Annotated in this window: 23 protein-coding genes, 1 pseudogene and 2 riboswitches; of the genes and pseudogenes, 18 read left to right on the top strand and 6 right to left on the bottom strand. The window is 40.0% G+C overall.

Annotation, left to right across the window (positions count from 1 at the left end; translation table 11 throughout):
• Positions 1–198: 198 nt before the first annotated feature.
• The 6 genes from M2369_RS07525 to M2369_RS07500 all read left to right on the top strand — a co-directional run bounded on the left by M2369_RS07525 (position 199) and on the right by M2369_RS07500 (position 5,023).
• Positions 199–642: a MarR family winged helix-turn-helix transcriptional regulator gene (locus M2369_RS07525; RefSeq protein ID WP_045033720.1), complete on the top strand. Its 444-nt coding sequence runs from the start codon at positions 199–201 to the stop codon at positions 640–642.
• Positions 643–655: 13 nt separating this feature from the next.
• The gene (locus tag M2369_RS07520) at positions 656–1,294 is read left to right on the top strand and encodes a nitroreductase family protein (protein WP_017368360.1); all 639 of its coding nucleotides are present in this window, start codon (positions 656–658) and stop codon (positions 1,292–1,294) included.
• A gap of 25 nt (positions 1,295–1,319) precedes the next feature.
• Complete coding sequence (locus tag M2369_RS07515) at positions 1,320–1,613, top strand: putative quinol monooxygenase (protein WP_041508007.1); 294 nt, start codon at positions 1,320–1,322, stop codon at positions 1,611–1,613.
• Positions 1,614–1,802: 189 nt separating this feature from the next.
• On the top strand, positions 1,803–4,184 hold the full coding sequence (locus tag M2369_RS07510) for an immune inhibitor A domain-containing protein (protein ID WP_041508006.1): 2,382 nt from the start codon (positions 1,803–1,805) through the stop codon (positions 4,182–4,184).
• Between the two features lie 207 nt (positions 4,185–4,391).
• On the top strand, positions 4,392–4,655 hold the full coding sequence (locus M2369_RS07505; protein WP_008345710.1) for an ORF6C domain-containing protein: 264 nt from the start codon (positions 4,392–4,394) through the stop codon (positions 4,653–4,655).
• Positions 4,652–5,023, top strand: coding sequence for a DUF1304 domain-containing protein (locus M2369_RS07500; protein WP_007498006.1), 372 nt, complete (start codon positions 4,652–4,654; stop codon positions 5,021–5,023). Before M2369_RS07505 ends, M2369_RS07500 begins: the two co-directional genes overlap by 4 nt.
• 143 nt (positions 5,024–5,166) lie before the next feature.
• Here M2369_RS07500 and M2369_RS07495 read toward each other — a convergent pair.
• Positions 5,167–5,361, bottom strand: a pseudogene (locus M2369_RS07495) (hypothetical protein); the annotation flags it as partial.
• A 224-nt stretch (positions 5,362–5,585) separates the two neighbouring features.
• On the opposite strand from M2369_RS07495, the gene M2369_RS07490 reads away from it, so the two are divergent.
• From M2369_RS07490 to bglH, 11 genes are all read left to right on the top strand, one after another.
• Positions 5,586–6,242, top strand: a complete 657-nt coding sequence (locus M2369_RS07490; RefSeq protein WP_017358640.1) for a type 1 glutamine amidotransferase domain-containing protein — start codon at positions 5,586–5,588, stop codon at positions 6,240–6,242.
• 140 nt (positions 6,243–6,382) lie between these two features.
• On the top strand, positions 6,383–7,510 hold the full coding sequence (locus tag M2369_RS07485) for a hypothetical protein (RefSeq protein ID WP_045033726.1): 1,128 nt from the start codon (positions 6,383–6,385) through the stop codon (positions 7,508–7,510).
• A gap of 56 nt (positions 7,511–7,566) precedes the next feature.
• Positions 7,567–7,670: riboswitch (TPP riboswitch) on the top strand.
• Positions 7,671–7,757: 87 nt separating this feature from the next.
• On the top strand, positions 7,758–8,444 hold the full coding sequence (gene tenA, locus M2369_RS07480) for a thiaminase II (protein WP_045033728.1): 687 nt from the start codon (positions 7,758–7,760) through the stop codon (positions 8,442–8,444).
• Positions 8,441–9,040 carry an ECF transporter S component gene (locus M2369_RS07475; RefSeq protein ID WP_019743666.1) on the top strand — a complete coding sequence of 200 codons (600 nt, stop codon included), beginning with the start codon at positions 8,441–8,443 and terminating at the stop codon, positions 9,038–9,040. The genes tenA and M2369_RS07475 overlap by 4 nt, the downstream gene beginning before the upstream one ends.
• Positions 9,015–10,613 carry an ABC transporter ATP-binding protein gene (locus tag M2369_RS07470; protein ID WP_259253911.1) on the top strand — a complete coding sequence of 533 codons (1,599 nt, stop codon included), beginning with the start codon at positions 9,015–9,017 and terminating at the stop codon, positions 10,611–10,613. The genes M2369_RS07475 and M2369_RS07470 overlap by 26 nt, the downstream gene beginning before the upstream one ends.
• Positions 10,603–11,337: an energy-coupling factor transporter transmembrane component T family protein gene (locus M2369_RS07465; RefSeq protein WP_024719222.1), complete on the top strand. Its 735-nt coding sequence runs from the start codon at positions 10,603–10,605 to the stop codon at positions 11,335–11,337. Before M2369_RS07470 ends, M2369_RS07465 begins: the two co-directional genes overlap by 11 nt.
• 149 nt (positions 11,338–11,486) lie before the next feature.
• On the top strand, positions 11,487–12,326 hold the full coding sequence (locus tag M2369_RS07460) for a methyl-accepting chemotaxis protein (protein WP_259253907.1): 840 nt from the start codon (positions 11,487–11,489) through the stop codon (positions 12,324–12,326).
• Positions 12,327–12,499: 173 nt separating this feature from the next.
• Entirely contained in the window at positions 12,500–13,315 is an 816-nt protein-coding gene (locus M2369_RS07455) for a YwqG family protein (protein WP_259253905.1), read from the top strand.
• A gap of 224 nt (positions 13,316–13,539) precedes the next feature.
• Positions 13,540–14,373 carry a BglG family transcription antiterminator LicT gene (gene licT, locus M2369_RS07450; RefSeq protein ID WP_017368351.1) on the top strand — a complete coding sequence of 278 codons (834 nt, stop codon included), beginning with the start codon at positions 13,540–13,542 and terminating at the stop codon, positions 14,371–14,373.
• 325 nt (positions 14,374–14,698) lie between these two features.
• Positions 14,699–16,606 (top strand): beta-glucoside-specific PTS transporter subunit IIABC, encoded by a 1,908-nt coding sequence (locus tag M2369_RS07445; protein WP_041508001.1) that lies wholly within the window; start codon positions 14,699–14,701, stop codon positions 16,604–16,606.
• On the top strand, positions 16,578–17,996 hold the full coding sequence (bglH, locus tag M2369_RS07440) for an aryl-phospho-beta-d-glucosidase (RefSeq protein ID WP_041508000.1): 1,419 nt from the start codon (positions 16,578–16,580) through the stop codon (positions 17,994–17,996). The genes M2369_RS07445 and bglH overlap by 29 nt, the downstream gene beginning before the upstream one ends.
• 212 nt (positions 17,997–18,208) lie before the next feature.
• On the opposite strand, the gene M2369_RS07435 is transcribed toward bglH, so the two are convergent.
• Together M2369_RS07435 and M2369_RS07430 are read right to left on the bottom strand one after the other, a co-directional pair.
• Positions 18,209–18,463, bottom strand: coding sequence for a hypothetical protein (locus M2369_RS07435; protein WP_041507999.1), 255 nt, complete (start codon positions 18,461–18,463; stop codon positions 18,209–18,211).
• 115 nt (positions 18,464–18,578) lie between these two features.
• Entirely contained in the window at positions 18,579–19,568 is a 990-nt protein-coding gene (locus M2369_RS07430; RefSeq protein WP_017358651.1) for a GNAT family N-acetyltransferase, read from the bottom strand.
• A gap of 861 nt (positions 19,569–20,429) precedes the next feature.
• Here M2369_RS07430 and M2369_RS07425 point away from each other — a divergent pair.
• Complete coding sequence (locus M2369_RS07425; RefSeq protein ID WP_228003901.1) at positions 20,430–20,975, top strand: JmjC domain-containing protein; 546 nt, start codon at positions 20,430–20,432, stop codon at positions 20,973–20,975.
• Between the two features lie 213 nt (positions 20,976–21,188).
• Here the strand turns inward: M2369_RS07425 and M2369_RS07420 are convergent, their stop codons facing one another.
• From M2369_RS07420 to M2369_RS07410, 3 genes are all read right to left on the bottom strand, one after another.
• On the bottom strand, positions 21,189–22,310 hold the full coding sequence (locus M2369_RS07420) for a 5-methyltetrahydropteroyltriglutamate--homocysteine S-methyltransferase (RefSeq protein ID WP_045033736.1): 1,122 nt from the start codon (positions 22,308–22,310) through the stop codon (positions 21,189–21,191).
• A gap of 87 nt (positions 22,311–22,397) precedes the next feature.
• Positions 22,398–22,510, bottom strand: a riboswitch (SAM riboswitch).
• Positions 22,511–22,591: 81 nt separating this feature from the next.
• Complete coding sequence (locus tag M2369_RS07415) at positions 22,592–23,911, bottom strand: gluconate:H+ symporter (RefSeq protein WP_008345676.1); 1,320 nt, start codon at positions 23,909–23,911, stop codon at positions 22,592–22,594.
• A 50-nt stretch (positions 23,912–23,961) separates the two neighbouring features.
• On the bottom strand, positions 23,962–25,383 hold the full coding sequence (locus M2369_RS07410) for a four-carbon acid sugar kinase family protein (protein WP_259253894.1): 1,422 nt from the start codon (positions 25,381–25,383) through the stop codon (positions 23,962–23,964).
• Positions 25,384–25,385: the final 2 nt, after the last annotated feature.

Below are 25,385 nucleotides of genomic sequence, written 5' to 3'. Positions count from 1 at the left end.
AAGACAAAGGGCTAAAACAAACTACATTTTAGCCCTTTGTCTACGGTCTGAGACGAGCAAAAGCTCGTCTTTTTTAATTGAAATAAAAAATTTCACTTTATGAAACAAACCTCTTGCAATCATGAAACAATGGGTGTATATTAGTTGACGAGTCAATGATTGATATATCAACTAATTGATCTGAATAGAAAAGAGGGGATGGCATTGACTGCATTTTGCTCTGAAGAAGCAGAGGTATTATATCGTTTGCAGTGCGTGAACCGTATGATGGGTGTGAAGTTCGAAGCATGCACGGGCATCAGCCAATCAAGACTAGAGTTGCTATCACTGTTATTCCAAGCCGACGAAATCAGCCAATCCGATTTGCAGAAAAAAGTAAATATTGATAGTGCGGCTGTGACGCGTCACTTAAAACAGTTAGAAACAAAAGGAATGGTCACGCGCAGAAGAAAGCCGGAAGATAATCGCGTCACGCTTGTTCGTCTGACAGATGAAGGCAGAACAAGAATCGAAGCTTCTAAAAAAGAAAAAGAACGATTTATCTCAGAAATGCTTGAAAACGTAAGTGATGAAGAACGAAAGCTTCTCACTGATGTGCTCATCCGTATACAACAAAACATCGAGAAGATTCAAACAACCTAAAGGAGTGTTACACATGGCTACAACATTAAAAACAAACGATTTTATGGATATTATGAAAGGGCGCCGCTCCATTCGTAACTATGATCCAGCAGTGAAAATTAGCAAAGAAGAAATGACGGAGATTTTAGAAGAGGCAACAACAGCACCATCATCAGTGAATGCACAGCCTTGGCGCTTCATGGTCATTGACAGCCCAGAAGGAAAAGAAAAGCTTGCACCACTCGCAAAATTCAACCAAACACAAGTAGCTACATCATCAGCCGTCATCGCTGTGTTTGCAGATATGAAAAACAATGAATACTTAGAAGAAATTTATTCAAAAGCAGTAGAAAATGGCTACATGCCGCAGGAAGTAAAAGAAAGACAAATTGCTGCATTAACTGCACATTTTGAAGCTCTTCCAGAGCAAGTGAATCGTGAAACGATCTTAATTGACGGTGGACTTGTGTCAATGCAGCTGATGCTTGCTGCTCGTGCGCATGGCTATGATACAAACCCAATTGGCGGATATGACAAAGAAGTCATCGCTGAAACATTCGGCTGGGATAAAGAGCGCTATGTACCAGTTATGCTTCTATCCATTGGGAAAGCGGCTGATGAAGGTTATGCTTCTTACCGTTTACCGATCGATCGCATCACAGAGTGGAAATAATTTTTAAAAAAAGGGAGACGATCATATGATTATTATTCATGCAGGGATGACCATTCATCCAGAGAAAGAAAACGTATTTCTACAAGAAATCAACGGTTTAATGAAAGCTTCACAGGAAGAAGAAGGCAATGTGTCCTACAAGCTTTTCAAGGATACAGAGAAAGAAAACACCTTTTTAATGGTCGAAGTGTGGAAAGATGAAGCAGCGGTTCAAAGCCATAATGCAAGTGCACATTTCCAAGCTTTCGTCGCAAAGGCAAAAGAATTTTTAGCCGCTCCACTTGATGTTGTTGCATATCAAGGAGAGCAGCTTTCATAGAAAAACAACAAACACCCTAGGCATTTATAGCCTAGGGTTCTTTTATTTTCGACAATTCGTTCCACCTATTTCAATCTCGTATTGTGCATTTTCCACAAAGTTTCTGAAAATAAAATGTTTTTCGACTTAAGTATATTGGAATATGCTAGAATTAGATATTATTTATTACCAAATTAGGGAGGAACCAATATGAAAAAAGGGAAATGGACGAGCATCGCACTAACAGCTGTCCTCAGTTTAGGCACATTGACAGCTTTCAGCACCCCTCTATCTGCCCACACCTCAGAAAAGTCAACATCCTCAGATGGCGGTCATTATTCAGGTATTCCATTCGACGCAAGTGTTGTCAATGAAGACCGCCTCATCAAAGCCTTGAAAAAACAAGGAAAGATCAAAAAGAATGCCAATGAGGCAGAAACCCAAAAAGCATTAAAGAACTACCTAAAGAAAAAAGAAGAAGCAGCGATGAAACAAAGCGCAAGTACCTTAACAGAAGAACCTGAATTCCTAAAAGAATACAAACAAAATGTACATAATAAACTAGCCAAAAAGAAAAAGTTAAAGAAGCATAAAGGAAAAGAAGGCAATCAAGTAAAGCCGGTGAAAAAGGAAAAATATAAAGGAGACGTCCGTAATGATAAAGTTTTGGTATTATTAGTAGATTTTAAAGATTATAAGCATAATAGTATTAAAAAAGAAGAGACTGATATGTACTATGACAAGTACGATCAGCAGCATTACCAAGATATGCTTTTCGGAAAAAATGGCTACATCGGTCCAGATGGTAAAAGAAAAGTATCTATGAAGCAGTATTATGAAAAGCAGTCCGGTGGAAGCTACACGATTAGTGGAACAGTAGCTGGATGGTATACAGCCAAGCATGAAGCAGCATATTATGGCGGGAACGTACCAGACGAATCAGGCAGTGACGGCAGACCGCGCGAATTGGTGAAAGAAGCCCTCGAAGCAGCGGCAAAGGATCCAAACATTGACCTTGGTGAATATGATCAATGGGACCGCTATGATATGGATGGAGACGGTGTTTATAATGAGCCGGACGGTATCATTGACCACCTCATGGTTGTACACGCTGGCGTAGGTGAAGAAGCTGGCGGCGGACAGCTTGGCTCTGACGCGATTTGGTCGCATCGCTGGTCACTTGGTGATGTATTTGAGATTCCAAACACTGAATCAGAAGTGGGTCAAGGCGGAAAGTTAGGCGCTCTAGATTATACAATTGAGCCTGAAGATGGCGCAGCAGGCGTGTTCACACATGAATTTGGACATGATCTTGGTCTGCCTGATGAATACGATACACAATACACAGGCAGAGGAGAGCCCGTTTCTTATTGGTCTATCATGTCAAGCGGAAGCTGGGCAGGTAAAGTACCTGGTACGGAACCAACAGGTTTTAGTCCATATGCAAAAGAAATGCTTCAAAACCTGCATGGCGGCAATTGGCTTTCTGGAAAAACCATTGATGGTAAGACATTAACAAAAAGCAAAACAGTTTTAATCGATGAAGCAGCAACAAAAGGAACCAACCATGATGCGGTTCGAGTCGATTTGCCAGATAAAGAGATTGTGGTCACTCAGCCTGCACAAGGGCAATATTCATACTTCAGCGGAACAGGTGACAATTTGAATGCTACCATGACGACATCAGGGATTGATTTGTCGAAGGGAAGCAAAGCCGAGCTTACGTTTAAAGCATGGTACGATATCGAAGAAGATTATGACTATGCGTATGTAGAAGTTCGTGAAACTGGGACAGACAAATGGACAACCATTGCTGGTAATATTACGAATGATCGAAATGAGGCAGGAGCGAATGAAGGCAATGGCATCGATGGAAAATCAGATGGCTGGGTAGATGCAACTTTTGACCTTTCTGCTTATGCAGGGAAGAAGATCGATCTGCAATTCCGCTATACAACCGATGCAGGATATTCACTGCCAGGTTTATTTGTAGATGATCTAAAGATTACAGCAGATGGAGCAAAAGTGTGGTCAGATGATGCCGAAGGAACGTCCACGTTCACTTTTAACGGATTCTCTCAATCTAATGGAAAACAATATGCCGCTCAGTATTATTTACTAGAATGGCGCTCTTATGCTGATGTCGATAAAGGCTTAAAGCATATCAAACGAGGAGCAAGTCTGATGAGCTATAATAACGGTTTGGTCGTGTGGTACGTCGATCAATCGTACAGTGATAACTGGGTTGGAAAACATCCAGGGAACGGCTTCCTTGGAGTCGTAGATGCAGATCAACAAGTGTTGAAATGGAGTGACGGCTCTATTGCAGCGACAGGTTTCCAAGTACATGATGCAGCATTCTCTTTGAATCCAAGCACGAAGCTGAATATTGATTATACAGCGACAACAGGCTTAACCTTAGAGGATCGCTATATCCGCCCAACGCGTACATTTAGTGATAAAAAGAACTATGTGAATCCAAATAACCCGGATGCAGGACGTGATGTGCCAACATACGGCCTATCCTTTAAAGTCGTCGGACAAAGTAAGGACCGTTCTGTTGGAAAGGTATTAATTTCTAAAAGCAACTAAACAAAAAGCCGGATTCTATCCATGAATCCGGCTTTTTGATACGTTAAGACATGGATTTTTAGCGTATGACTCGTCTTTGATCGAATGTTTGTTCTTTTTTATTTTGATATCCGAATGAAACCATTATATAATAGAGATTGGAAGGTTTTTCTTTCATTCAATGTTCTTTTTAGTTGTTAAAAAACCAAGAAAGGATGAGCGTTACCAATGAGTTGTGTCACTGCCAAGCAATTAAAGGTGATTCGAGGGACGATGCAGACTTTTTGCAGCCATTTAGAGTATGATGGCCACGGTAAGCTTCATATTAATACCATCATGGCTTTTATTAAAAAGGAATTTGGTGTAAGAAAAATGAAAGACATTCCACAAAGTCGTTTTCATGAGGCGTTAGAGCTAATCCAAGACTTTGATTTATACACGGACAAAATACAAATACGAGACCGTCTATCAGAAAGGAATTCACTAAATTGAATATTTTAGCAATGATTTTAGTAGGAATTGTCGCTTTAGAGCACATTGTCATCATGTTACTAGAAATGTTTTTTATGGAATCAAAAATGGCGAAAAGATCTTTCAATCTGCCTGAACACTTACAAAAGGATCCAAATGTGAAAGTGATGTTTGCTAATCAAGGGCTATACAATGGCTTTCTAGCTGCTGGACTCATTTGGGGGCTCATTCTTGGTTCGAATACCGTAGGATATATGATTCAGCTATTTTTCGTTCTTTGTGTGTTCATCGCAGCAGTATTTGGCGGTGTGACGTCTAATAAATCGATTATCATCAAACAAGGGTTACCAGCGTTTCTTGCATTAATTGCACTTATCCTGGCTATATAATCCTATCAGCGTGATAGAAAACCTTTGCAGTTTAGGAAGGACGAGCATCGGAGCGAATTTGACATTGGTAAGCACTGAAGCACAGGACTGACACGGAATGCGAGGGTTTGTCTACACGGTAAAGCCGCCCTAGAGGGCGGCTTTTATCTTTTACGCATTCCCATCAAACGAATAATGGACGTAAGACAAAGGGCAACAGCGACAGCCAATATGATTTTTCCATACATGACGCCCGTAAGATTCATTAAAAAGACAGCCAATATGATACAGAGCGTGATGATAATCATCACAATCGAATAGGTTTTCATCTCTTTTTCCACTCCTTTTAAATTCCCTCTAGCGCAAGAGGTCTGTCAATTGTTTCTCATATTATATCATTTCATCACAATTTTACATGAAATTCCCTGTCAATAGAATGTGACAGAATGATTAGATTTGAAGTGAGGCTATATTTTTTAAAAAATCGGGTATAACATAAAGAGTTGTATCCAAGTCTGATTGCTTGATATTTAATTGTGCAAAATATAAAATAGCCACATGATAAATAGAAAGGATGATAAAGTTGAGCAAGAACGTTTTATTAGTATCAACAAGCAGCTCAGAAATGAACGGACACCCAACAGGCTTATGGCTTGAAGAATTAGCCGAGCCATTTCATATTTTTAAAGAAAATGGACTCAACGTGCAAATTGTTTCAATAAAAGGTGGAACAGTACCGATCGATAAAAATTCAATTCCTGAAGGAGTTCCAGCACAATATCAAGATGTGTATGAATTACTTCAAGACACAAAGGCACTGACCGATGTAAATCCAGCTGAGTATGATGGCATTTTCTTTGCTGGAGGACATGGCCCAATGATCGACTTTGCGTCCAATCAATTGGTTGCCGATGCGATCTTAGCGATTTCAGACAAAAATGGAGCCGTTGGGGCAGTTTGCCATGGCGTTTCTGCCTTTGTTGATGTGAAGGATCGTGATGGAAAATCATTTATCGACGGCAAGAAAATAACAGGATTCACAAATGAGGAAGAGGATGCTGTTCAGCTGACATCTAAAGTTCCATTTTTATTGGAAACAAAACTTCGCGAGCAAGGGGCAGCATTTGAAAAAGGCGATGCATTTGCGCCATTCGCCGTTGTAGACGGACAAATCATTACTGGACAAAATCCAGGATCAAGTGCAGAAACAGCACGTTTATTTGTCAAAACCATTGCATAAATCATCAAATAAACCAGTCGTGACTCATACGGCTGGTTTTTTGTTATAAAAATTTCCTGAAAAGTCCAAAACAAGTATTAGAAAAATGGTAAAATAATCACAGGGTAAAAAACCCAAATTAGGGAAAAGGGGATGTTCCTGTGAGAGCATTTTATGTCAAAATCACCGCCGCCTTACTGTCTATTTTATTGGTCACAACAGGTTTATTTTCAACAGCAATCAAAGCAGAAGATGCACCAAAATCAAGTGAAAAAGTATCGCCACTGACTGAAAAAGCCATTCAGCAAGTGCAAGAGTCGTTTGAAAAGCAGGATAAAGGGACTGCGGTTCAACAGAAGGAAGTAAAAAAATCATTTAAAGTAGATAAGAAAAAGGGAATAAGTATTAAACGAAAAGCGGCTGCAGATGGAAAGATGCGCACGTCTGCCGTTCGCTCTATTGATGGACTAGCCATTAATCAATCGGCAGTTTTAAACGAGGAAGATCCAGTTGATTTATGGTTCTTAAGTACATCGTCCCCTCAGGCGCTCATCAGCCGGATTACCTCTCCAAATGCTGATTATTTCGTTCAGTTATTTGTTATTGATTATGAAGAAGGACAAGCTTATCCAACGGATCTGATTCAACCGGCAGGCAGTCTGCTTGCGTTAAGCAATTTACCAGCGGGTGATTATGCGTTTGGTATTACTAGCGGTGGAGACTTTGGAGACTCATATACATTACAGGTGAATGCAAAAAACCCACCAAATTTCACAGGTGCTGAATCCCTGTCATCAACATTGCAATACTTTGTTGCTTCGTATGCCAATGGGGATGTTTTCGCAAATGGTACAAAAGTGTATAACAAACAATCTAAGACCGCTGATTATAAATGGGAGCGTGTATTTTATTTCTCATATGATGGAAAATATCAACAGAGAACGCATTCTGTTGACAGTGTAAAAGTGAAGAGTATTTCGGCACCAGTATCGTACTCTGCTCCATACGCGAGTTCCTCTGAGGCCATTCTTGTCTACTTAGATGTGGAGACATTATTTATGTATCATGAATCATCGTTTGCTAGTGGGCAGTACTACCATAGCAGCTTTGTTGATACTCTCGGAAAGACAACGCCAAGGCGTTTAGACATTGATGACCTGACAAATTACGGCGATCATATTTTGGCTGTTGATTTAAAGACAGGAAAGCCAATTGATTTCTTCAGTGTCCTTAATTTCTACTATGCAGCAGGGATCGAGAAGCTGCCAACGATCAATACATTGAATTAAGATCGGCGGTTGACATCAAATCGTCACATGTGTAGAGTAAAGATAATTAAATGACAAAAGTCCACTAGGGGAGTCATGTATGACTGAGACAAGAGGAAATCTTGGACCCTTTGAACCTGATCTAGTTTGTACTAGCGGAGGGAAGTGGAGCTGGACCTTGTCTTATTCATGATTGAATCGATAAGAAGGCCGCTCCATTTGGGGTGGCTTTTTCATTTATTCAACTGAAAAAGAGGAGGCTTTTTTTATGACATTTTCAACCCAATTAAGGCAAGAAGCAGAACCATTATTTGAAGCGATTTATCAGCATCCGTTTGTGAGAGGACTCGCAGCAGGAGAACTCGAAAAGGAACAGATCATTCATTATGTCAAACAGGATACAGAATATTTAAATGCCTTTATTAAAATTTATGCGGCAGCCATCAGCAGATGTACAGACAGAGAGGACATTACCTTTTTCCATCAACAAATGGCTTTTGTCCTTGATAGTGAGACACATCCTCATCAAAACCTTTGCCGAGTGGCAGGTGTCGCTTATGATGAACTGCAAGGTGCGTCTTTGGCGCCAAGTGCTCATCACTATATTCATCACATGCTGCAAGTCGCCGAGGAAGGGACGCTAGGAGAAATCATTGCGGTTTTGCTCCCTTGCCCTTGGACCTATTGGGAAATAGGCAAACGAATGCTTAAAGATGTTGAGCCCGACCCTGCCCATCCATTCTATGAGTGGATCATGTTTTATGGCGGGTTAACGGACTCTGTTACAGTGGAGCTTTGCAAACGGCTTGATCAGTGGGCGGAAGGAGCAAGTGAGAAGGAAAAGGAGAAAATGAAACAGCACTTCATCTTAAGCTGTCAGCTTGAGTATAAATTTTGGGACATGGCCTTTACTGTCGAAGAGTGGCCTGTCCGAATGGAGGTGCATTCTTCATGACATGGAAGATGAAAGAAGTCGTTCTTGCTGTCATTTTATCAGTGGCATGCGGAGTTATCTATTTAGGGTGGTCGACTCTTTATTTACCGATTACAGCCCTTGTCGGTCCAGCAGGAGGCAACATCATGTTCGGAATTTGGGTCATTGCCAGTCCAATCGTTGCTTACATTATCCAAAAGCCTGGCGCTGCCCTCATCGCAGAAACAGCTGCCGCTGCCGTGGAATTACTGACAGGCAGCCACTTCGGTCTTTCTGCGCTTTTGATTGGTGTATGCCAAGGACTTGGAGCAGAAATCGCCTTCGCTCTTTTTGGCTATAAGCGATATCGCATGTGGACACTCATGTTGTCTGGTGCCTTTGCAGCAGTAGGGGCAATGGCATATAGCCTCATTGCCAATGGATTCGGCTATTACACGCCTCAAGTGTTACTCATGACACTTGTCACTCAAGTCATCAGCGGTATGTTACTCGGCGGTTGCTTGGCAAAGGTTGTGGTGGATGCTTTATCTAAAACGGGTGTGCTGAATCAATATGCCATCATGAAAGAAAAACGAAGTAAGGGTGACCAGCATGGATTCATTTCTCGCGTGCAGTAATCTCACTGTCCGTTTTTATGAACAGCCGAATCCCGTTCTTCATCAAGTATCTCTTTCTATTCAAAAGGGGGAAAAGGTGCTGATATTAGGACCAAGTGGAAGCGGGAAATCTACGCTGATTTCTGTGCTTGCTGGCATTATTCCAGAGCATATGGAAGCTGAAGTACAGGGAGAAGTGATGCGGCAAAGGCATACTGGTGTCATGTTTCAAGACCCAGATTCGCAGTTTTGTATGCACCGAGTCAATGAAGAAATTGCGTTTAGCTTAGAGAATCGATCTGTCCCTCGTGAACAAATGGATGACATGATTCAGCATCTCATGAAAAAGGTACAGCTGGATGTCGACCCAAATACAGATATTCATACCTTATCTGGCGGAATGAAGCAGCGGTTGGCGCTTGCTTGTTTACTAGCATTAGAGCCAGATGTCCTGTTCTTTGATGAACCGACAGCACAGCTTGACCCAGCAGGAAGAATGGAGATATTTCAATTACTTCAGCAGCTTTCAGCTGAACAGAATCAGACGATGATTTTTGTGGAGCATGTGTTAGACGGTGTCATCGAGTGGATGGATCGGGTGATCTTGGTAGATCATCAAGGCTGTATCATAGCAGATGGAACGCCAAAAGACGTGATGAATACATTTGAGGGAGAAATGAAAGATGCCGGCATTTGGCGTCCGAAAATATTTCCCGAGAAATGGTCCAATGTCTTACAAAATCCGTTTCATCCACTGAGTCAAACACTCTTGCAAACCTTTGAGGCGAGAAAAGAACGTCATGAGAAATTGTCAACAACAGATCGAGAGGTCATTATTCGCACAGATCATCTACAATTAAGCTACGGGAAAAAAAGCATTATAGATGACCTGCATCTTGATATAAAAGCAGGTGATTGGGTTGCGATCATCGGTGAAAATGGAAGCGGAAAAAGTACGTTTCTTAAACATGTCATCCGTTTAGAGCCAATAAAGAAAGGTCACATTTTTTTAAAAGGAAAACACCTGAAAAAGTGGTCTGACCGAACATTATATGAAAAAGCAGGCTTTGTATTTCAAAATCCAGAACTTCAATTTATACAGGATACAGTGTTTGATGAAATCGCATTTGGTGGGAGACAGCGAAATTGGCCAGAGTCTGTGGTGCAAGAAAAAACGAATCAACTATTAGCAGAGTTCGGCCTAGAGAAGCATAGAGACGCGCATCCTTTCACCTTAAGCTTAGGACAAAAAAGAAGATTAAGTGTTGCCACGATGCTTCTTTTTGATCAGGATGTACTCATTTTAGATGAGCCGACCTTCGGGCAGGATGAGAAAACGGCGAGGGAGTTAATCCGGCGTTTAAAAGAATGTCAACGACAAGGCACCACTATTATCATGGTCACACATGATATGGAACTCGTTGATGAGTGCGCTGATCAGGTGCTTGTTTTTCATCAAGGGGAGCATGTTTATGATGGTACGCCTTTTGATTTGTTTTCTCATCAGGAACTTGTCACTTCCTGTGAGTTGAGAGTGCCGTTACATTATCGCTATATGGCTGAAAGAAAGGAAGTGATGACGATTGCAAAGTAATCACTCCTTTCTATCCACTGTAAATCCAGTCATGAAATTACTCGCCCATCTCCTTGCGATGTGCTGTCTGATGGCGATTTCTGATCCTAAAACGACGTTCATCATCTGGCTGTTTGCACTTGGAATTGGACTTGTCCTAGGCGGCTGGAATTTGAAATACCTCATCACCAGACTTGTACCTTATCTGCTCTTTTTCATTCTCGTGTTTTGGATGATCGCGGCCTTTGGCAAGGGAGATCATACAGTTTGGAAGTGGGCATGGTTTCATATCACAGAGGAGAGTTTAAGAAATGGGCTGACCATTTCTTTTAGAATGCTGGGCTTTGTGACATTTGGTCTCCTTTTTACATCAACAACTGATTTGACGGCCTTTATGATGAGCTTAATCCATCAATGCCGAATGTCACCCAAATGGGCATATGGAATGCTGGCAGGCTTCCGGTTTATCCCGTTGTTTCAAAGTGAATTGAAGCAAATGAAGGCTGCACATAAAATTAGAGGTTACAAGCAAAAAAACAGCTGGAAAGCCTTTATACGTTATGCACTCCCACTTTTCACGCAAGGTGTACGGAAATCTGAACGACTAGCCATTGCGATGGAAGCAAGAGGCTTCACAGGGACGAGGGAGAGAACGTATTATCATGTCATCAGCACTTCATGGATCGACTGCATGTATCTTTTTTTCATCGTCATCAGTGTGTTGATATGCATCTTCTTCTTTTAAAAACAGCCACATTCTCTTGATAGAATGTGGCTGTTTTATATGTCTTAGGTCATTTGGTTGATATTAGTACACATTGCAGGCTGTAATAGATCATATAAAGAACCGATAAAGAGAGTGTACTGAGAAAAAGAGAGGATGAACGTGAGCGAATGTCACAGAGAATTGATAACATAATAGACGCTTTACCAATCGTTGGACTAGCTATGAGAGAGCAGCTAACCTTTTCTGTGTTAGGGAAAGAGAAGGTTCTTTATTATCAGCAGCACGGGAACATTGACTTAGGGTTTAAAGCAGGGGATGTTGTAGCTCCCGGGTTCCAAAACTTTTCGATGTTGAAAAATGGGAGAGAGCCATCGTTTATCCAGATTCCTAAAGAGGTGTACGGAATTCCTATGGACATCGTCGCCGTCCCGATTAAAGATGACAATGGTCAAGTGATCGCTGCCTTCTGTGTAGCATATGACCAAACGAATCAACAACGATTAGAACACATTATGACGGAAAGCAACGAAGCTTCCGAAAAACTAGTCGCAATGGTACAGCAAGTGGCTGCACATTCAGAGGAACTACAAGCGACAAGTGAACAAATTCTACAAAATACAAAAACCACTGTCGAAAATTCCTCTAAAATCAATCAAGTGTCTAATCTCATCAAAGGTATCTCTGATCAAACGAACTTACTTGGACTCAATGCATCCATTGAGGCTGCAAGAGTAGGTGAAGCAGGAGCAGGCTTTGGGGTGGTTGCTACAGAAGTGAGAAAGCTGTCTACTCACGCGAAGCAAGCAACGACTGATATTGAAACAGCGCTAAAAGATGTGCAAGGCTCTATCAAAGGAATGGAAGAAGAAATAGCACAAATCGTGGCTTCTTCTGAACATCAAGCAGAACTCGTTGGCACTTTCACAAAAATTATTGAGGGGCTGCACGAAACGAACGAAACGATGAAAACATTGGCAACAGACTTAGTGAATTATCAAGTGAAATAAATAAACGAATCACAAAACCTCCAGCCGTATCGGAGGTTTTTTAACGTGTTGAAGTGAGTTTTTTGTCATGATATTGACGGGTTTTTCACTGACAGGGAAGTTACACTTCTGTATGATAGAAAAAGAGAGACCTGTATTGATCATTAGACCTATTCATAAGGAGGAAGACCATCTTGACACAATCAGCAAAGCTGCAAGAAGTACTTGCGCCTTACCGTCCATTGTTAGATCAAACCGAAAAACCACTGATTCAATTACAGATAAAACAAGGAAAAACAGGACCATATGACAGCAAAATAGCAGGTGATCCTTATTTCCCAAAAAACGACGAATATCCCATTGATGGAGAAGGCCATCCTATGAAGCTGCTGGCACAAATCAATTTCGGCCAGCTGCCAAAGCTGAAAGATTACCCAGAAACAGGACTTTTGCAAGTGTTTATTTCTGTACATGATGATCTTTATGGGATGAATATTGACCAAAAAACAGAGCAAAAAGATTTTCGGATCAAATTTATTGAGGAACCTTTCTTAGCTGAAGAAGACTTATTGACTGATTTTTCATTCGTGAAAATTCCTGACGATTTTTATTTTCCAGTTACGAAGGAAGGTGCGATTACAGGTGAATTATCAAGCGAAACGATCAGTGTAGGAGATTTCCGCTTTGAAAAAGTCACAGGAAAGCAAAGCTGGGATCTATTCGAAGATGCTGTTGGTATTGATGGTGATGAAGCAGATCAATTGCTAGATGAATTTTATGAGACAGCAAGTGGTTTTGGCCATAAAGTTGGCGGATACCCAGGTTTTACACAAGAAGACCCGCGTACCTATGTAGACCAAGAACATACTGTGCTATTATTGCAAATTGACTCAGATGATGAAGTGGACATGTTGTGGGGAGATTGCGGCATTGCCAACTTTTTTATCAAACCAGAAGACCTCAAACGAAAACATTTCGAAAATGTCGTCTATAACTGGGATTGCTCCTAATTTTGTAAAAAACACTCTTTTTGAAGAGTGTTTTTTGTCTATTTTTAGCCTTTTTGCCCCTAAATCGTCATTTCTGAGAGGTAATATGTCATTCTTTCTAGTTGACCGTATCAAAAAAAAATGTAAAATCATCTTAAAGTCCTCTTTTTTGAAAATAATAATAACATGACATATCAATCAACAATGAAATGCTCGAAAAAGCGGAATGTACTGGGGGGGATCAATTGATCATTTCGAAAGTAATCAACAATAATGTGGTCAGTGCGTATGATGACGAGCAGCATGAGCTGGTCATTATGGGCAGAGGGATTGCGTTTCAAAAGAAAAGCGGAGACCCGATTGACGAAGAACGTATCGAAAAAGTATTTTCCATTCAAAATAAAGATATATCAGAAAAATTCAAAACCCTGCTTTATGATATTCCGATCGAGTATATGCAAGTGTGTGAGGCAATTATCGATCACGCGAGAACGACCCTTAACAAAAATTTAAATGATAGTATCTATGTCACGTTAACGGATCATATTACCTTTGCTATTGAACGTCATCAAAAAGGAATGGACATTAAAAATGCCTTGCTTTGGGAAATCAAACGGCTGTACAAAGAGGAATTCATGTGTGGTGTAGAAGCGATTCGGATCATACAGGACAAGCTCAACATCCATCTTCCCGAGGATGAAGCAGGCTTTATTGCGATGCATATTGTCAATGCAGAACTGAATGAGGAAATGCCGAATGTCATTCAAATTACAAAACTGATTCAAGATATTTTGAACATCGTAAAGTATCATTTCCAAATTGATTTGGACGAAGAATCATTAAATTATTTCCGTTTTGTCACGCATTTGAAGTTTTTTGGACAGCGTCTGTTTAACGAAACACAAATGGAAAATCAAAATGAGTTTCTGTATGAAGTGGTAAAGGAAAAAAATACAGCCGCTTTTCAATGTGCGGAGAAAATTAATGACTATGTTCAAAAAGAATACAACCGAAGTCTCATAGAAGATGAGATGTTATACTTAACTTTGCACATCGATCGAGTCATAAAAAGAAAATAAATCAAAAAGAAAGCGTTGACATATCAAAATTAACATGCTAATTTATAACTATAAACTCAATAACCCACAATCTTTTAGGATTGTTACTGGTCAAGCAGGCAAAACCTAAATCATTGTCCCTATCTTTGATAAGGCGTGATTTAGGTTTTTTTGTATCTAAAGGCTTATAAAATTGAATAACGATCAATCGCTATGAAGGATTGTTACTGGTTAAGCAGGCAAAACCTAAATATCGATTAATGTCTGAATCGCTATTTTTCGGGCATTAATGGATGTTTAGGTTTTTTCTATATCAAGATGAAATCAACGATTGGAGGGTTACACAATGAACCACAAACAAACAGCAAAAGAAGTTCTAGAGCTTGTCGGCGGTGAAAAGAATGTAAAGCAAGCCACGCATTGTATGACAAGGCTCCGCTTCAACCTATACGATGAAAGCAAAGCGGATAAAGAGAAGCTGCAATCAACAGACGGCGTCATGGGCGTGAATCAAAGCGGCGGTCAATACCATGTCATTATTGGCAACGACGTATCAAACGTCTATCAAGCAATGATTGCTGATTCTGGGTTATCAGCCGATGTGAAATCAGGCGGTTCAGAAGAAGCTTCAAAACAAAATGTGATTTCTAAACTTTTCGATTTTATCTCTGGTGTCTTCACACCGATTCTTCCAGCCATCGCTGGAGCTGGTATGATCAAAGGGATCTTGGCATTAATGCTGACGTTCCAATGGATCTCAGATAAAAGCAGCACATATGCGATTTTAACAGCTATCGGAGACGGAGCCTTTTACTTCTTACCGATTCTGCTTGCTGTAAGCGTAGCCAAAAAAATTGGCACAAATCAATATATCGCCGCTGCCATTGCAGCAGCCGCACTGCACCCGCAGTTAACGGCTTTACTAGGCGCAGGAAATACAGAATTTCTAGGGCTACCAGTGGTTGCCGTTGTGTACTCTTCATCGGTGATTCCAATTCTACTCACTATCTGGCTCGGCTCATATGTTGAAAGATTCGCGGAAAAATATAGTCCGAAATCACTAAAAATCATTCTTGTTCCAACAGTTACACTTCTTGTCGTGGTACCAGTTATGCTCATCGCGGTTGGACCGCTTGGTGGTATTATCGGAAATGGCCTTTCAGGTGGAATTGATTTATTGTTCAAACATGCAGGTATTTTGGCCGGACTCTTAATCGGTGGCTTTATGTCACCATTGATCATTACGGGCATGCACTATGCACTACTTCCAATCATGATCAACAACATTACATTAAACGGTTTTGACTTCATTCTTCCAATGATGTTTGTAGCGAATATGGCACAAGCAGGCGCAGCATTCGGTGTCTTCTTAAGATCAAAAAACAAAACATTCAAATCATTGGCGATGTCTACAAGTATCACTGCGTTAATGGGTATTACTGAACCTGCTATGTATGGTGTGAACATGCGATTGAAAAAACCGTTCCTTGCAGCCCTCATTGGTGCAGCAGCAGGCGGCGTGTTCATGTCTATCTTCAAAGTAAAGTCATATGTGATATCAGGATCAGCAGGTCTTCCAGGTCTCCCAACGTTCATTGGACCGACATTTGTTTACTCCATCATTGGATTAGTGATCGGCTTTGTTGTAGCAACCATCATGACACTTGTTCTAGGGTTCAAAGATGTACCAGTGAAAGATGATACAAAAGCAGACAAACCAGAAGAAAAGAAAGACACAGTAGCGCTTCAAAATGAAGTGGTACAAAGCCCGCTTGAAGGTCAACTAAAGCCGCTCAATCAAGTAAATGATGCAACATTCTCTAATGAAATCATGGGTAAAGGAACAGCCATTGTCCCAACAGTTGGACGTGTAGTAGCACCGTTCAACGGCAAGGTTGAAACCATTTTCCAAACGAAACATGCCATTGGTTTAAAGAGTGATCAAGGCACAGAACTTCTCATCCATGTGGGGATTGATACAGTAAAACTTGGCGGTAAACATTTCATAAGTCATGTGCAGTCAGGTGATCTTGTTCAAGCAGGAGATGTGCTCGTTGAATTTGATATCGAGGGCATTCAGCAAGAAGGCTATGATGTAACAACGCCAATTATCGTCACCAACACAAATGATTATGCACAAGTTAATGCGAAAACAGATGGGGCGATTACAGTAAAAGAGACATTGCTTACAGTCAGTGTAGAAGAAAATGAGGAGGGCATTCAACATGACCAATTTAGAAAAAACATTTCCTAAAGGTTTCTTATGGGGCGGCGCAGTAGCCGCCAACCAAATTGAAGGTGCTTATAACAAAGATGGAAAAGGCTTATCAACAGCGGATGTATCACCACACGGTATTATGCACCCATTCGATGAATCAATGAAAGACCTTAACTTATATCATGATGCGATCGACTTCTATCATCGCTACAAAGAAGATATTGCCCTGTTTGCAGAAATGGGATTCAAGTGCTTCAGACTATCCATTTCTTGGCCACGTATTTTCCCAAATGGCGACGATGCGGAACCGAATGAAGCGGGCCTCGCTTTCTATGAAAAAGTATTTGATGAACTGCATAAGCATGGAATTGAGCCAGTTGTCACGATCTCTCACTATGAAATGCCACTTGCACTTGTGAAAAACTACGGCGGATGGAGAAACCGTAAGCTTGTGGGTCTTTATGAAACATACGCTAAAACATTGTTCACTCGCTTTAAAGATAAAGTGAAATATTGGATGACCTTCAATGAAATTAACGTCGTCTTACATGCTCCATTCACAGGGGGCGGCCTTGTATTTGAAGAAGGCGAAGACGAGAAGAGCATTCAATATCAAGCAGCGCATCACCAATTTGTTGCAAGTGCTCTAGCTGTTAAAGCAGGACACGAAATCATTCCAGATGCGAAAATCGGTTGTATGATTGCAGCGATGACCACATATCCGTACAGCTCAAGACCTGAAGATATGTTTGCTGCGATTGATCAAGATCGTAAAACATTGTTCTTCTCAGATGTACAGGCAAGAGGCTATTACCCTGGATACATGAAACGTTATTTCCTGGAAAATAACATCAACATTGAATTCCAAGACGGTGACGAAGACATTCTAAGAAACCATACAGTCGACTATATCGGCTTCAGCTATTATATGAGTTTTGTGACAAGTACAGATCCAGAGATTCTTGGACAAGTGACTGGTGGTAACCTATTTGAAGGCGTGAAAAACCCTTATCTAGAAGCAAGTGATTGGGGCTGGCAAATTGATCCAAAAGGACTTCGTACAACACTAAACCAACTATATGACCGCTACCAAAAACCATTGTTTATCGTAGAAAATGGATTGGGTGCTGTGGATCAAGTAGAAGAAGACGGCTCCATTCAAGACGATTACCGAATTGATTACCTCAGAAGTCATTTGCTTGAGGCAAGAGAAGCGATCGCAGACGGTGTTGATCTGATCGGCTATACAAGCTGGGGCCCAATTGATCTTGTCAGTGCATCAACAGCTGAAATGAAAAAACGCTACGGCTTCATTTATGTCGACCGTGACAATGAAGGCAACGGTACATTAGATAGAAAGAAAAAGAAAAGCTTTGATTGGTATAAACAAGTGATCGCGACAAATGGAAAGCATTTAGACGCATAAATAGAGAAAATATTGTTTGGTTTCTTTGAGAACACACGGTTTCATAAAACGATGAAAACAATTTGAATCGAGGCATTATCATTCTTTAGGTGTCACTTTGGAATGATAATGCTTTTTGTTTTATGAAAAAGACAAAATTGTACAAAAAATAAACCACACTTTAAATTTTTGTGTGGTTCAAATAAATCATATGATCTTTCGAATATATTTATTTATGCTTTTGGAGAAGAGCTTTGATCTTCAAAAAGTGGTTTTAATTCGATAATATTAAGTAATACTGATTCTTCAAGTCTTTCTTTTATATCTCTAAAGTCTTGATTATTTTGAGATAAAATATCTTTTATGGATTTGATACCATTGATTTTACTTAAAAAAGTAAACCATTCATAATCATCGCGTGAATCAACAAGGTATTCAATGCTATTATTAATAGTGATATATAATAAGTTATCCTCTTGTAAAGGCATTAAAACATCTATGTTTTCTTTTAGTATTGGAACGTGTAATGTATTAATCGTGAGAGCTTCGTCTTGGTTTAAGTTAAAAGTGAAATCGCAATAACAATCAATCTGCTTTTTATAGTCATCGTATCAACCTTTTTTCAAATTCTAATTCATCTTTGACATTTATTCCGTAATTTCCTATAGAGGGAATTGTCGGCTTAAGCATTCTTGCTTTATCAATTGCACCGATATAGATGTTTTTGAAAGAATATCCCTTTCTTTGATAAAACCTAATGGCATTTAAGTTATCATTACTAGTGATTAAATTAATAGATTGTATATTTTGTGTTTTTAGATGTTGTTCTAACTCAAAAAGCAATTTACTGCCAACCCCATGGTACTTTTCTAGAGCCTCTAAAGTCAGGATTTCCGCCTCTTCTTTGAATATTTTGTAAACTAATATTCCTACTATAGTATCTCCACGTTTAGCCAACATAATGTTTTCATTTAAAACATTATAAGTTGTCCCTTTAGACACCATAGTCGTTCCACCCCAATGTTCATTGAAAAAACATGTTAACCAAGAAAAGTCTTTTGAACTTGGCTGAGTTACTGTCAATTCTTCTGAAAGAGACCATTTTTTTGAAAGCTGGATATGAGCTATTTCGTTGTCATTCGCTTGATCCTTAGAAAAATTGATTGAGATACCTAGTTTTTCGGCGTTTATTTGAGCAAGTTTTTGTGCGTAGTTCGAAAAATCTTCAGGGTCAATACCAAAATAAAAAAAACTTTCAGGTGGATTCTTTTTGTACCACAATTTGCTACTGATGACATATTCGTTTTGTTTTGTTTCAGTTATGTTGATATCATCATATAATAGTGCTCTTCCTTCAATAAACTCTACGACAAATTCATCTAATTTGTTTTGAGTAAATAAACGGTTTTTTTCTTGAAAATATCCTATTGCACTTAATTTACTGTGAATCCAATTAATTAAATCATCCTCGTTTAGTTCATGATCTCTTGCTAGTGCCATTAGCATTGCAATGTAATTAACGATTGTTTTGCTTCTCTTAGTTGAAATGTTTTTATAGATGTTTTCTAGAATATCATCATTCAGTTTATTCATTTTACATATACAACTTCCTTTTCAATTAATTGTTTACTCAATGCTTGGAGGTCTTTGATACAAGTTTGAACATCTGTATCATATTCTTCAGCAAATTCCGTTACTATTGAAATAAAAAATAAACTCTCTTTGTCCGTCAATTCGTTCATAAAAATCAGTTGCGACTTGATTTAGGGACATGCCCGGTTCGATAATGATACCTTTTAAGTACTTTCTTGTTCATTATCAGTATTTTTCACGAAAATTGTATTATTTTCCATTGTGATTCCTCCATTCTTTTTTTCTATAACAAGGTACCAAGATTATAGCTTTGGCTCGTTTGTGTCAGGGTATGATTTAAGATTTTATTATCTTCAAAGGATATATGTATAGTTGATTTTCTTTGACAAAATCATTATATAAATAACATTCGTCATGAGTCAGCAAAGATTATACACTCCTTTCATAAAGTGTTGGGGGATGAAAAACTAGTTATTAATGTCCTCCAGCAACAACTACATTACGAATCTCAACAAGACATGGAGTTTTATTTTTTTGATGTAACATTCCTCCTGTATATGTATTAAATTCCTATTTTATATCCTAACAAAAGTGATAATAGCATGTCATTTATATTTTTTTCAATATTTAAACAATGATTTTTTGACAAATTTTATGTTTATAAAGTAATAGTGATGAGTAGATTGATGTTGCAAATAGATTGATAGTTTGTAAAAAAGAAATTGGAGAAAATACAAAAGATGGCTAGAATCATCGGTTATTTTAATCTAGGAAGGCGTTTATGGTTTTAGAGAGCTGTATATCCACTAAATTGAATTCTAAATGGTATAGGATAATCTTTTAGGCTTGCCTGAGGGAACAATGGCAAAAGCAGTATTGTACGCTGCTAAAGAATCAGCTGGATTTTCAGCACATTTTGATGCGTATTGCAATTTCATTTTTCAACTTAAAGGGAAAAAGAAATGGAAGTTGGCTGAAAATTTTAATACAGTGAATCCACTTCAACATTATGAATTAATTGAGGCTCCTCATTTGCCAGATCCATTAAAGTCGTATTGGAATGGTGATTTTCCTGATGAAAATTTATCTAATGGAAGGGAATTGATTTTGGATACGGGATCATTTTTATTTCTTCCAAGAGGTTGTTGGCATTCAACTAGTTCTTCTGAAGAAACCATTGCATTAAACTTTACCTTCGGTCAGCCAGCTTGGCTAGATCTAATTTTAATAGAATTAAGGAATCGATTGATTCAAAAAGACGAATGGAGAGAACTCGTTAATATTGATCTTTTGGATGAAAATGAACGAAAAAAGGTAGAAGAAAAATTAAAATCAATGATAAATAATTTACCAAACGATTTCAAGGGAATTTCAGTAGGGGATATACTGGCAAGAAAGATGACTTAGATGCATATCAATCTACACAACTTGTTGTAAGACAACTTATGAGTATAAAAGATGGTTTTTAAGAAGATAACTTATATTCATTATCTTCTTAACTCTACTATAGAAGTATGACGATTAAACTTAATATAATGTTGATAGAGATGACAAAAAATAAAGAACCGCCAAAAAAGCGGTTCTTTATTATGAAGGTAAGCTTTTTCTGCAGATTTCCGCCTATTTCCACACTTGATCTGCAATCTCAATCACATGACGCAACTTTTCCCATTGCTGTTCTTCTGTTAACAAATTGCCTTCCTCTGTTGAGGCGAATCCGCATTGTGGGCTCAAACAGATTTGGTTGATGTCCACATATTGAGCCGCTTCCTCGATTCTTCTTTTGATCTGATCAACGGGTTCAAGTTCCCCATACTTTGAAGTGACAAGACCTAGTACGATTTGAAGGTTTGGATTTTTCACATAACGCAGGGGTTCAAATCCGCCAGAACGGTCATCGTCGAATTCTAAGAAGAGACCATCCAAATCGAGACCCGCAAAAATCGTTTCTGCCGCTGCCTCGTAACCACCTTCGGCTGCCCATGTTGATTTAAAGTTACCACGGCAAATGTGCATGGTGATCACTAAATCATCTGGTCGATCGGCAACCGCTTCATTGATTGTTTTCGCAAACGATTCACGCAGTTCATCTTCCTCGCGGCCAAAAGCTTTGATTTGTTCATGTCCTTTTTCAGAAAAGAACACAGCCCAAGCTGTATCATCTAGCTGTAAGTAACGGCAGCCTGCATCATAAAAAGCACGAATGGCTTTTTTATAAGCTTGTGCCACGTCATGGTGAAAATCATCTAAACTGTCGTACACACCTTCTTCAAGCTTTCCACGGAAAAAGAGCATATTCGGACTTGGAATCGTCATTTTAGCCGTATGATCACCCGCGATGCTGTGAAGGAAGCGATAATCCTCCAGCATTGGATGATCAGTAAAATCAATCTTACCTGTTACTTTGATGCCTCTGGCTTTTGTTGTCGTATTGTGGAATTGAATGCCTTGGTCTGCTTCAAATCCTTCGACCCCATCAAGCCCTTCTAGAAAGTCAAAATGCCACCATGCACGTCTGAATTCTCCATCTGTGACAACCTCTAATCCAATTTCTTTTTGCTTCTCTACAATACGAGTGATTTCTTCATTTTCAATTTGTCTGAGCTGTTCTGCTGTCAGTATACCGTCTGCTTTTTGCTTGCGGGCTTCTTTGATGCGTTCAGAACGAAGTAAACTCCCTACTTGATCTGCGCGAAATGGCGGCTTTGTTGTTTTCTTACCAATGGTTTGTACTTGTGTCATGCTGAATCCCTTCTTTCTTCAGGTTATAAATCAAATAAAAAAGCTCTTCCTTGGATAAGGAAGAGCATCATATACTGTGAGATCTCTGCCTTATCTTCAAACAAGCATTAGCTTGCTTAAGGAATTAGCACCATTCTGTTCCAAGGAACAGCGGTTGCCGGGTTTCACAGGGCCAGTCCCTCCACCACTCTTAATAAGGTTACCTTTGATTCAATTTTCTTAATAAACACAATTATTCAATCTTTTCGAGAAAAAGTCAATGGTTTTTCCTATTTATTTTCCTACATAAACAAATCAGCGACGAGAACACCGGCTAATCCAACAAGTGATAGAACAGTCACCATTAATGTCCAAGTTTTAAAAGTTTGAGCCATCGACAAATTAAAGTATTCTTTGTAAATCCAGAAACCTGCATCATTCACATGAGAGAATGTTATACTGCCGGCGCCTGTTGCAATTACCATTAATTCTGGGCTGACTCCCGTCAAGCCAATCAGCGGTGCAGAAATGCCAGCTGCTGTGAGACCCGCGACAGTCGCTGACCCTAAAGAGACACGAAGGACAGCTGCAATCAGCCAAGTGAGGAGCAGAGGAGACAGTGTGCTTCCTTGCATAATCCCTGCAATGTATTGATCAACGCCGCTGTCAATGAGCACCTGTTTAAAGGCGCCGCCGCCTGCAATGATCAATAGAATCATCGCAATGGAGCCAATTGAATCCGTAATCGATTTCATGACGTCCTGCATGCTCTTTCCTCTGCCAAGACCAAATGTGTAGATGGCAAGCAGCACAGAGATTAATAGGGCAATCGCCGGCTCACCTAAAAACTCAGCCGCCGGTAGCAGCGGGGAGGACGGGAAGAAAATTTCTAAACATGCTCTGAATGTCATGAGCAATACAGGTAAAATAGCGGTGAAAATACTAATGCCGAAGCTTGGCATTTCCTCTTCTGTAAATTCCTTTGGATTAAACAAGTCCTTTGGAATGTGTGCATGCAGTTGATCTTTCTTAAATAGTTTCGTAAACAAAAGTCCGCCTACTAAAACAGCAGGAATGGCTAAAATAATTCCAACCAATAAGGTTTGTCCCATGTTGGCTTGAAATACATTGGCAATGGCTGTCGGCCCTGGGTGAGGAGGGAGGAAGCCATGTGTTGTAATGAGTGCAGCGACGAGCGGCATTCCCACATACAACACAGGAAGTCTTGCGGCTTGAGCAATGGTAAAGACTAATGGAATAAGAATAATGAATCCGGTTTCATAAAATAGAGCAATTCCGATAACAAATCCAGTCAGCATCGTCGCCCATTGGATTTTCCCGATACCAAAGCGGTCGATGAGTGTCATGGCAATACGCTGAGCACCGCCAGAATCAGCCATCAATTTACCAAGCATCGCTCCAAAGCCAAGAACCAACGCCAGATGGCCGAGTGTACTTCCAAGCCCTTTTTCGACTGAAGCAATCGCTTCAAGTGGTGACATGCCTTCTAAAACGGCAACGATTAAAGAGACAATAATCAACGAAATGAAAGCGTTTAACTTAAAGACAACCATGAGTAAAAGTAATAACAAAACGCCAAGTCCGATAAAAACTAACGACATGATCTTTCCTCCTTTGTGCTGCATAAGGGAGCGTGAACGCTCCCTCTGCTTTATCCTTCAAGTATGTCTACTGCTTCTTTTAACGTATCCTTTGAGCCAACATTTCCCGGGAAAATCACATAAGACATAAATGGGAATTTGCTTTCTTCTCCTGTTTGCCAAACGGGAATACCTGGTCTGATTTGACCTGCGACGGTCGCACGTTTGACGCTGAGTCCTCTTGTTCCAATATCGCTAGAGGTGATTCCACCTTTGGCAATGAGGTACTTAGGGCGAATGGAGAGGCGCTGAACAATGCTTGTCACAGCATCACTAATCTGAACAGACAGTTTCAATTCTTCCTCTTGACGATCGTCCCCAAGATCAAGCCGTTCTCTCCTTGTATAAACAGCAACCGATTGCCCGGTTGTTAAAAGCCGTTCAGTTTGTTGAATCACGCGGTCAATTTCCTCTTGAAATGCTTCAGGTTCTAACACGAGGTGTGTATCAAATTCAATAAATGCGATGTCTTTATTTTGCTGCAGCGCTCGCAATTGTTCGGTTGTTTTTTTGACATGGGAACCGACCATGATGAGGCCACCGTGCGTGCTTTCTTCCTGTATTAAGTCTTGTCTAGTTAATAGTGCTTGATCCTCAACACCGCCAAGCACTTTTGTGAGAGCTGCCGCACTTCTAAATAGAAAGTGCTGACCTGCTTTGATGGCATCTATGAGGGCAATGACAAAGACTTTGACATCGTCATAGTCTACTGCATTTACAACCACTTTTTGAAAATCCTTCACGATCATCAGCTGATCCTTGATTTGTTCAATACGTAAAGCCCGGATATCTTCTAAAGAAATATAAGTAGTGTTTTCCTTAGTGAACGATCCATTTGATTTCTCTTCGATCCATTCTCCGAGGTGAGAAGATTGAAATCCGAATGTACGATCTAATGCAAATTCTGTGTCACCAGCAGGAATTAATTCGTGACCTTCCTGTACGTAGTGAATATTGCCAATCGTAAAGCGGCCGCCTTCTTTAAAAAAGGGAAGAAGGATTTCGCCGTCAAATTGGCGGGAGCTTTGCTGTTCAATGGTCGTTCTGAGAATGTCAGTCTCTAGCGGGAAGTGTCCACGCAGGGTGGAGTCCCCCCGGCTGACAATGATGAAATCTTGATCAAGCCGTTCAGCCGTTTTCACAATCGTTGATGCGATCGTTTCATGAAGAACCGCCGTTTCTTTCTCTGTCATACTGCGAGAGTTGGTTAAGATAAAGAACATACGGCTGTCTTCAAGAAAACCAGCTTCAATGCTTTTCTCTGACCAATCGGTGAAAACAGAGACGCCGTGTACGGTTTGAATGCCTGTTGGGTCATCGTCTAATACAATCACTTTATGGTGGAAATGGTTTAGTGCTTGTTCGTATGCTGATTGAATGCGGTCTGAATCCGCTTTCGGAATGGCATTTAGTAACTCAATGCTTTGTTTCATAG

Origin of the sequence: Bacillus sp. JUb11, assembly GCF_024807925.1 — a bacterium.
In the GTDB taxonomy this organism is placed as follows: Bacteria; Bacillota; Bacilli; order Bacillales; family Bacillaceae; genus Bacillus; species Bacillus altitudinis.
This window is presented reverse-complemented; position numbering and strand designations above follow the sequence as displayed.

Coding starts and splice junctions, on each gene's coding strand:
- M2369_RS07525 (WP_045033720.1), top strand. CDS start 199: ATGGCATTGACTGCATTTTGCTCTGAAGAAGCAGAGGTATTATATCGT.
- M2369_RS07520 (WP_017368360.1), top strand. CDS start 656: ATGGCTACAACATTAAAAACAAACGATTTTATGGATATTATGAAAGGG.
- M2369_RS07515 (WP_041508007.1), top strand. CDS start 1,320: ATGATTATTATTCATGCAGGGATGACCATTCATCCAGAGAAAGAAAAC.
- M2369_RS07510 (WP_041508006.1), top strand. CDS start 1,803: ATGAAAAAAGGGAAATGGACGAGCATCGCACTAACAGCTGTCCTCAGT.
- M2369_RS07505 (WP_008345710.1), top strand. CDS start 4,392: ATGAGTTGTGTCACTGCCAAGCAATTAAAGGTGATTCGAGGGACGATG.
- tenA (WP_045033728.1), top strand. CDS start 7,758: ATGACATTTTCAACCCAATTAAGGCAAGAAGCAGAACCATTATTTGAA.
- M2369_RS07475 (WP_019743666.1), top strand. CDS start 8,441: ATGACATGGAAGATGAAAGAAGTCGTTCTTGCTGTCATTTTATCAGTG.
- M2369_RS07470 (WP_259253911.1), top strand. CDS start 9,015: ATGGATTCATTTCTCGCGTGCAGTAATCTCACTGTCCGTTTTTATGAA.
- M2369_RS07460 (WP_259253907.1), top strand. CDS start 11,487: ATGTCACAGAGAATTGATAACATAATAGACGCTTTACCAATCGTTGGA.
- M2369_RS07445 (WP_041508001.1), top strand. CDS start 14,699: ATGAACCACAAACAAACAGCAAAAGAAGTTCTAGAGCTTGTCGGCGGT.
- bglH (WP_041508000.1), top strand. CDS start 16,578: ATGACCAATTTAGAAAAAACATTTCCTAAAGGTTTCTTATGGGGCGGC.
- M2369_RS07435 (WP_041507999.1), bottom strand. CDS start 18,463: ATGCCTTTACAAGAGGATAACTTATTATATATCACTATTAATAATAGC.
- M2369_RS07430 (WP_017358651.1), bottom strand. CDS start 19,568: ATGAATAAACTGAATGATGATATTCTAGAAAACATCTATAAAAACATT.
- M2369_RS07425 (WP_228003901.1), top strand. CDS start 20,430: ATGGCAAAAGCAGTATTGTACGCTGCTAAAGAATCAGCTGGATTTTCA.
- M2369_RS07420 (WP_045033736.1), bottom strand. CDS start 22,310: ATGACACAAGTACAAACCATTGGTAAGAAAACAACAAAGCCGCCATTT.
- M2369_RS07415 (WP_008345676.1), bottom strand. CDS start 23,911: ATGTCGTTAGTTTTTATCGGACTTGGCGTTTTGTTATTACTTTTACTC.
- M2369_RS07410 (WP_259253894.1), bottom strand. CDS start 25,383: ATGAAACAAAGCATTGAGTTACTAAATGCCATTCCGAAAGCGGATTCA.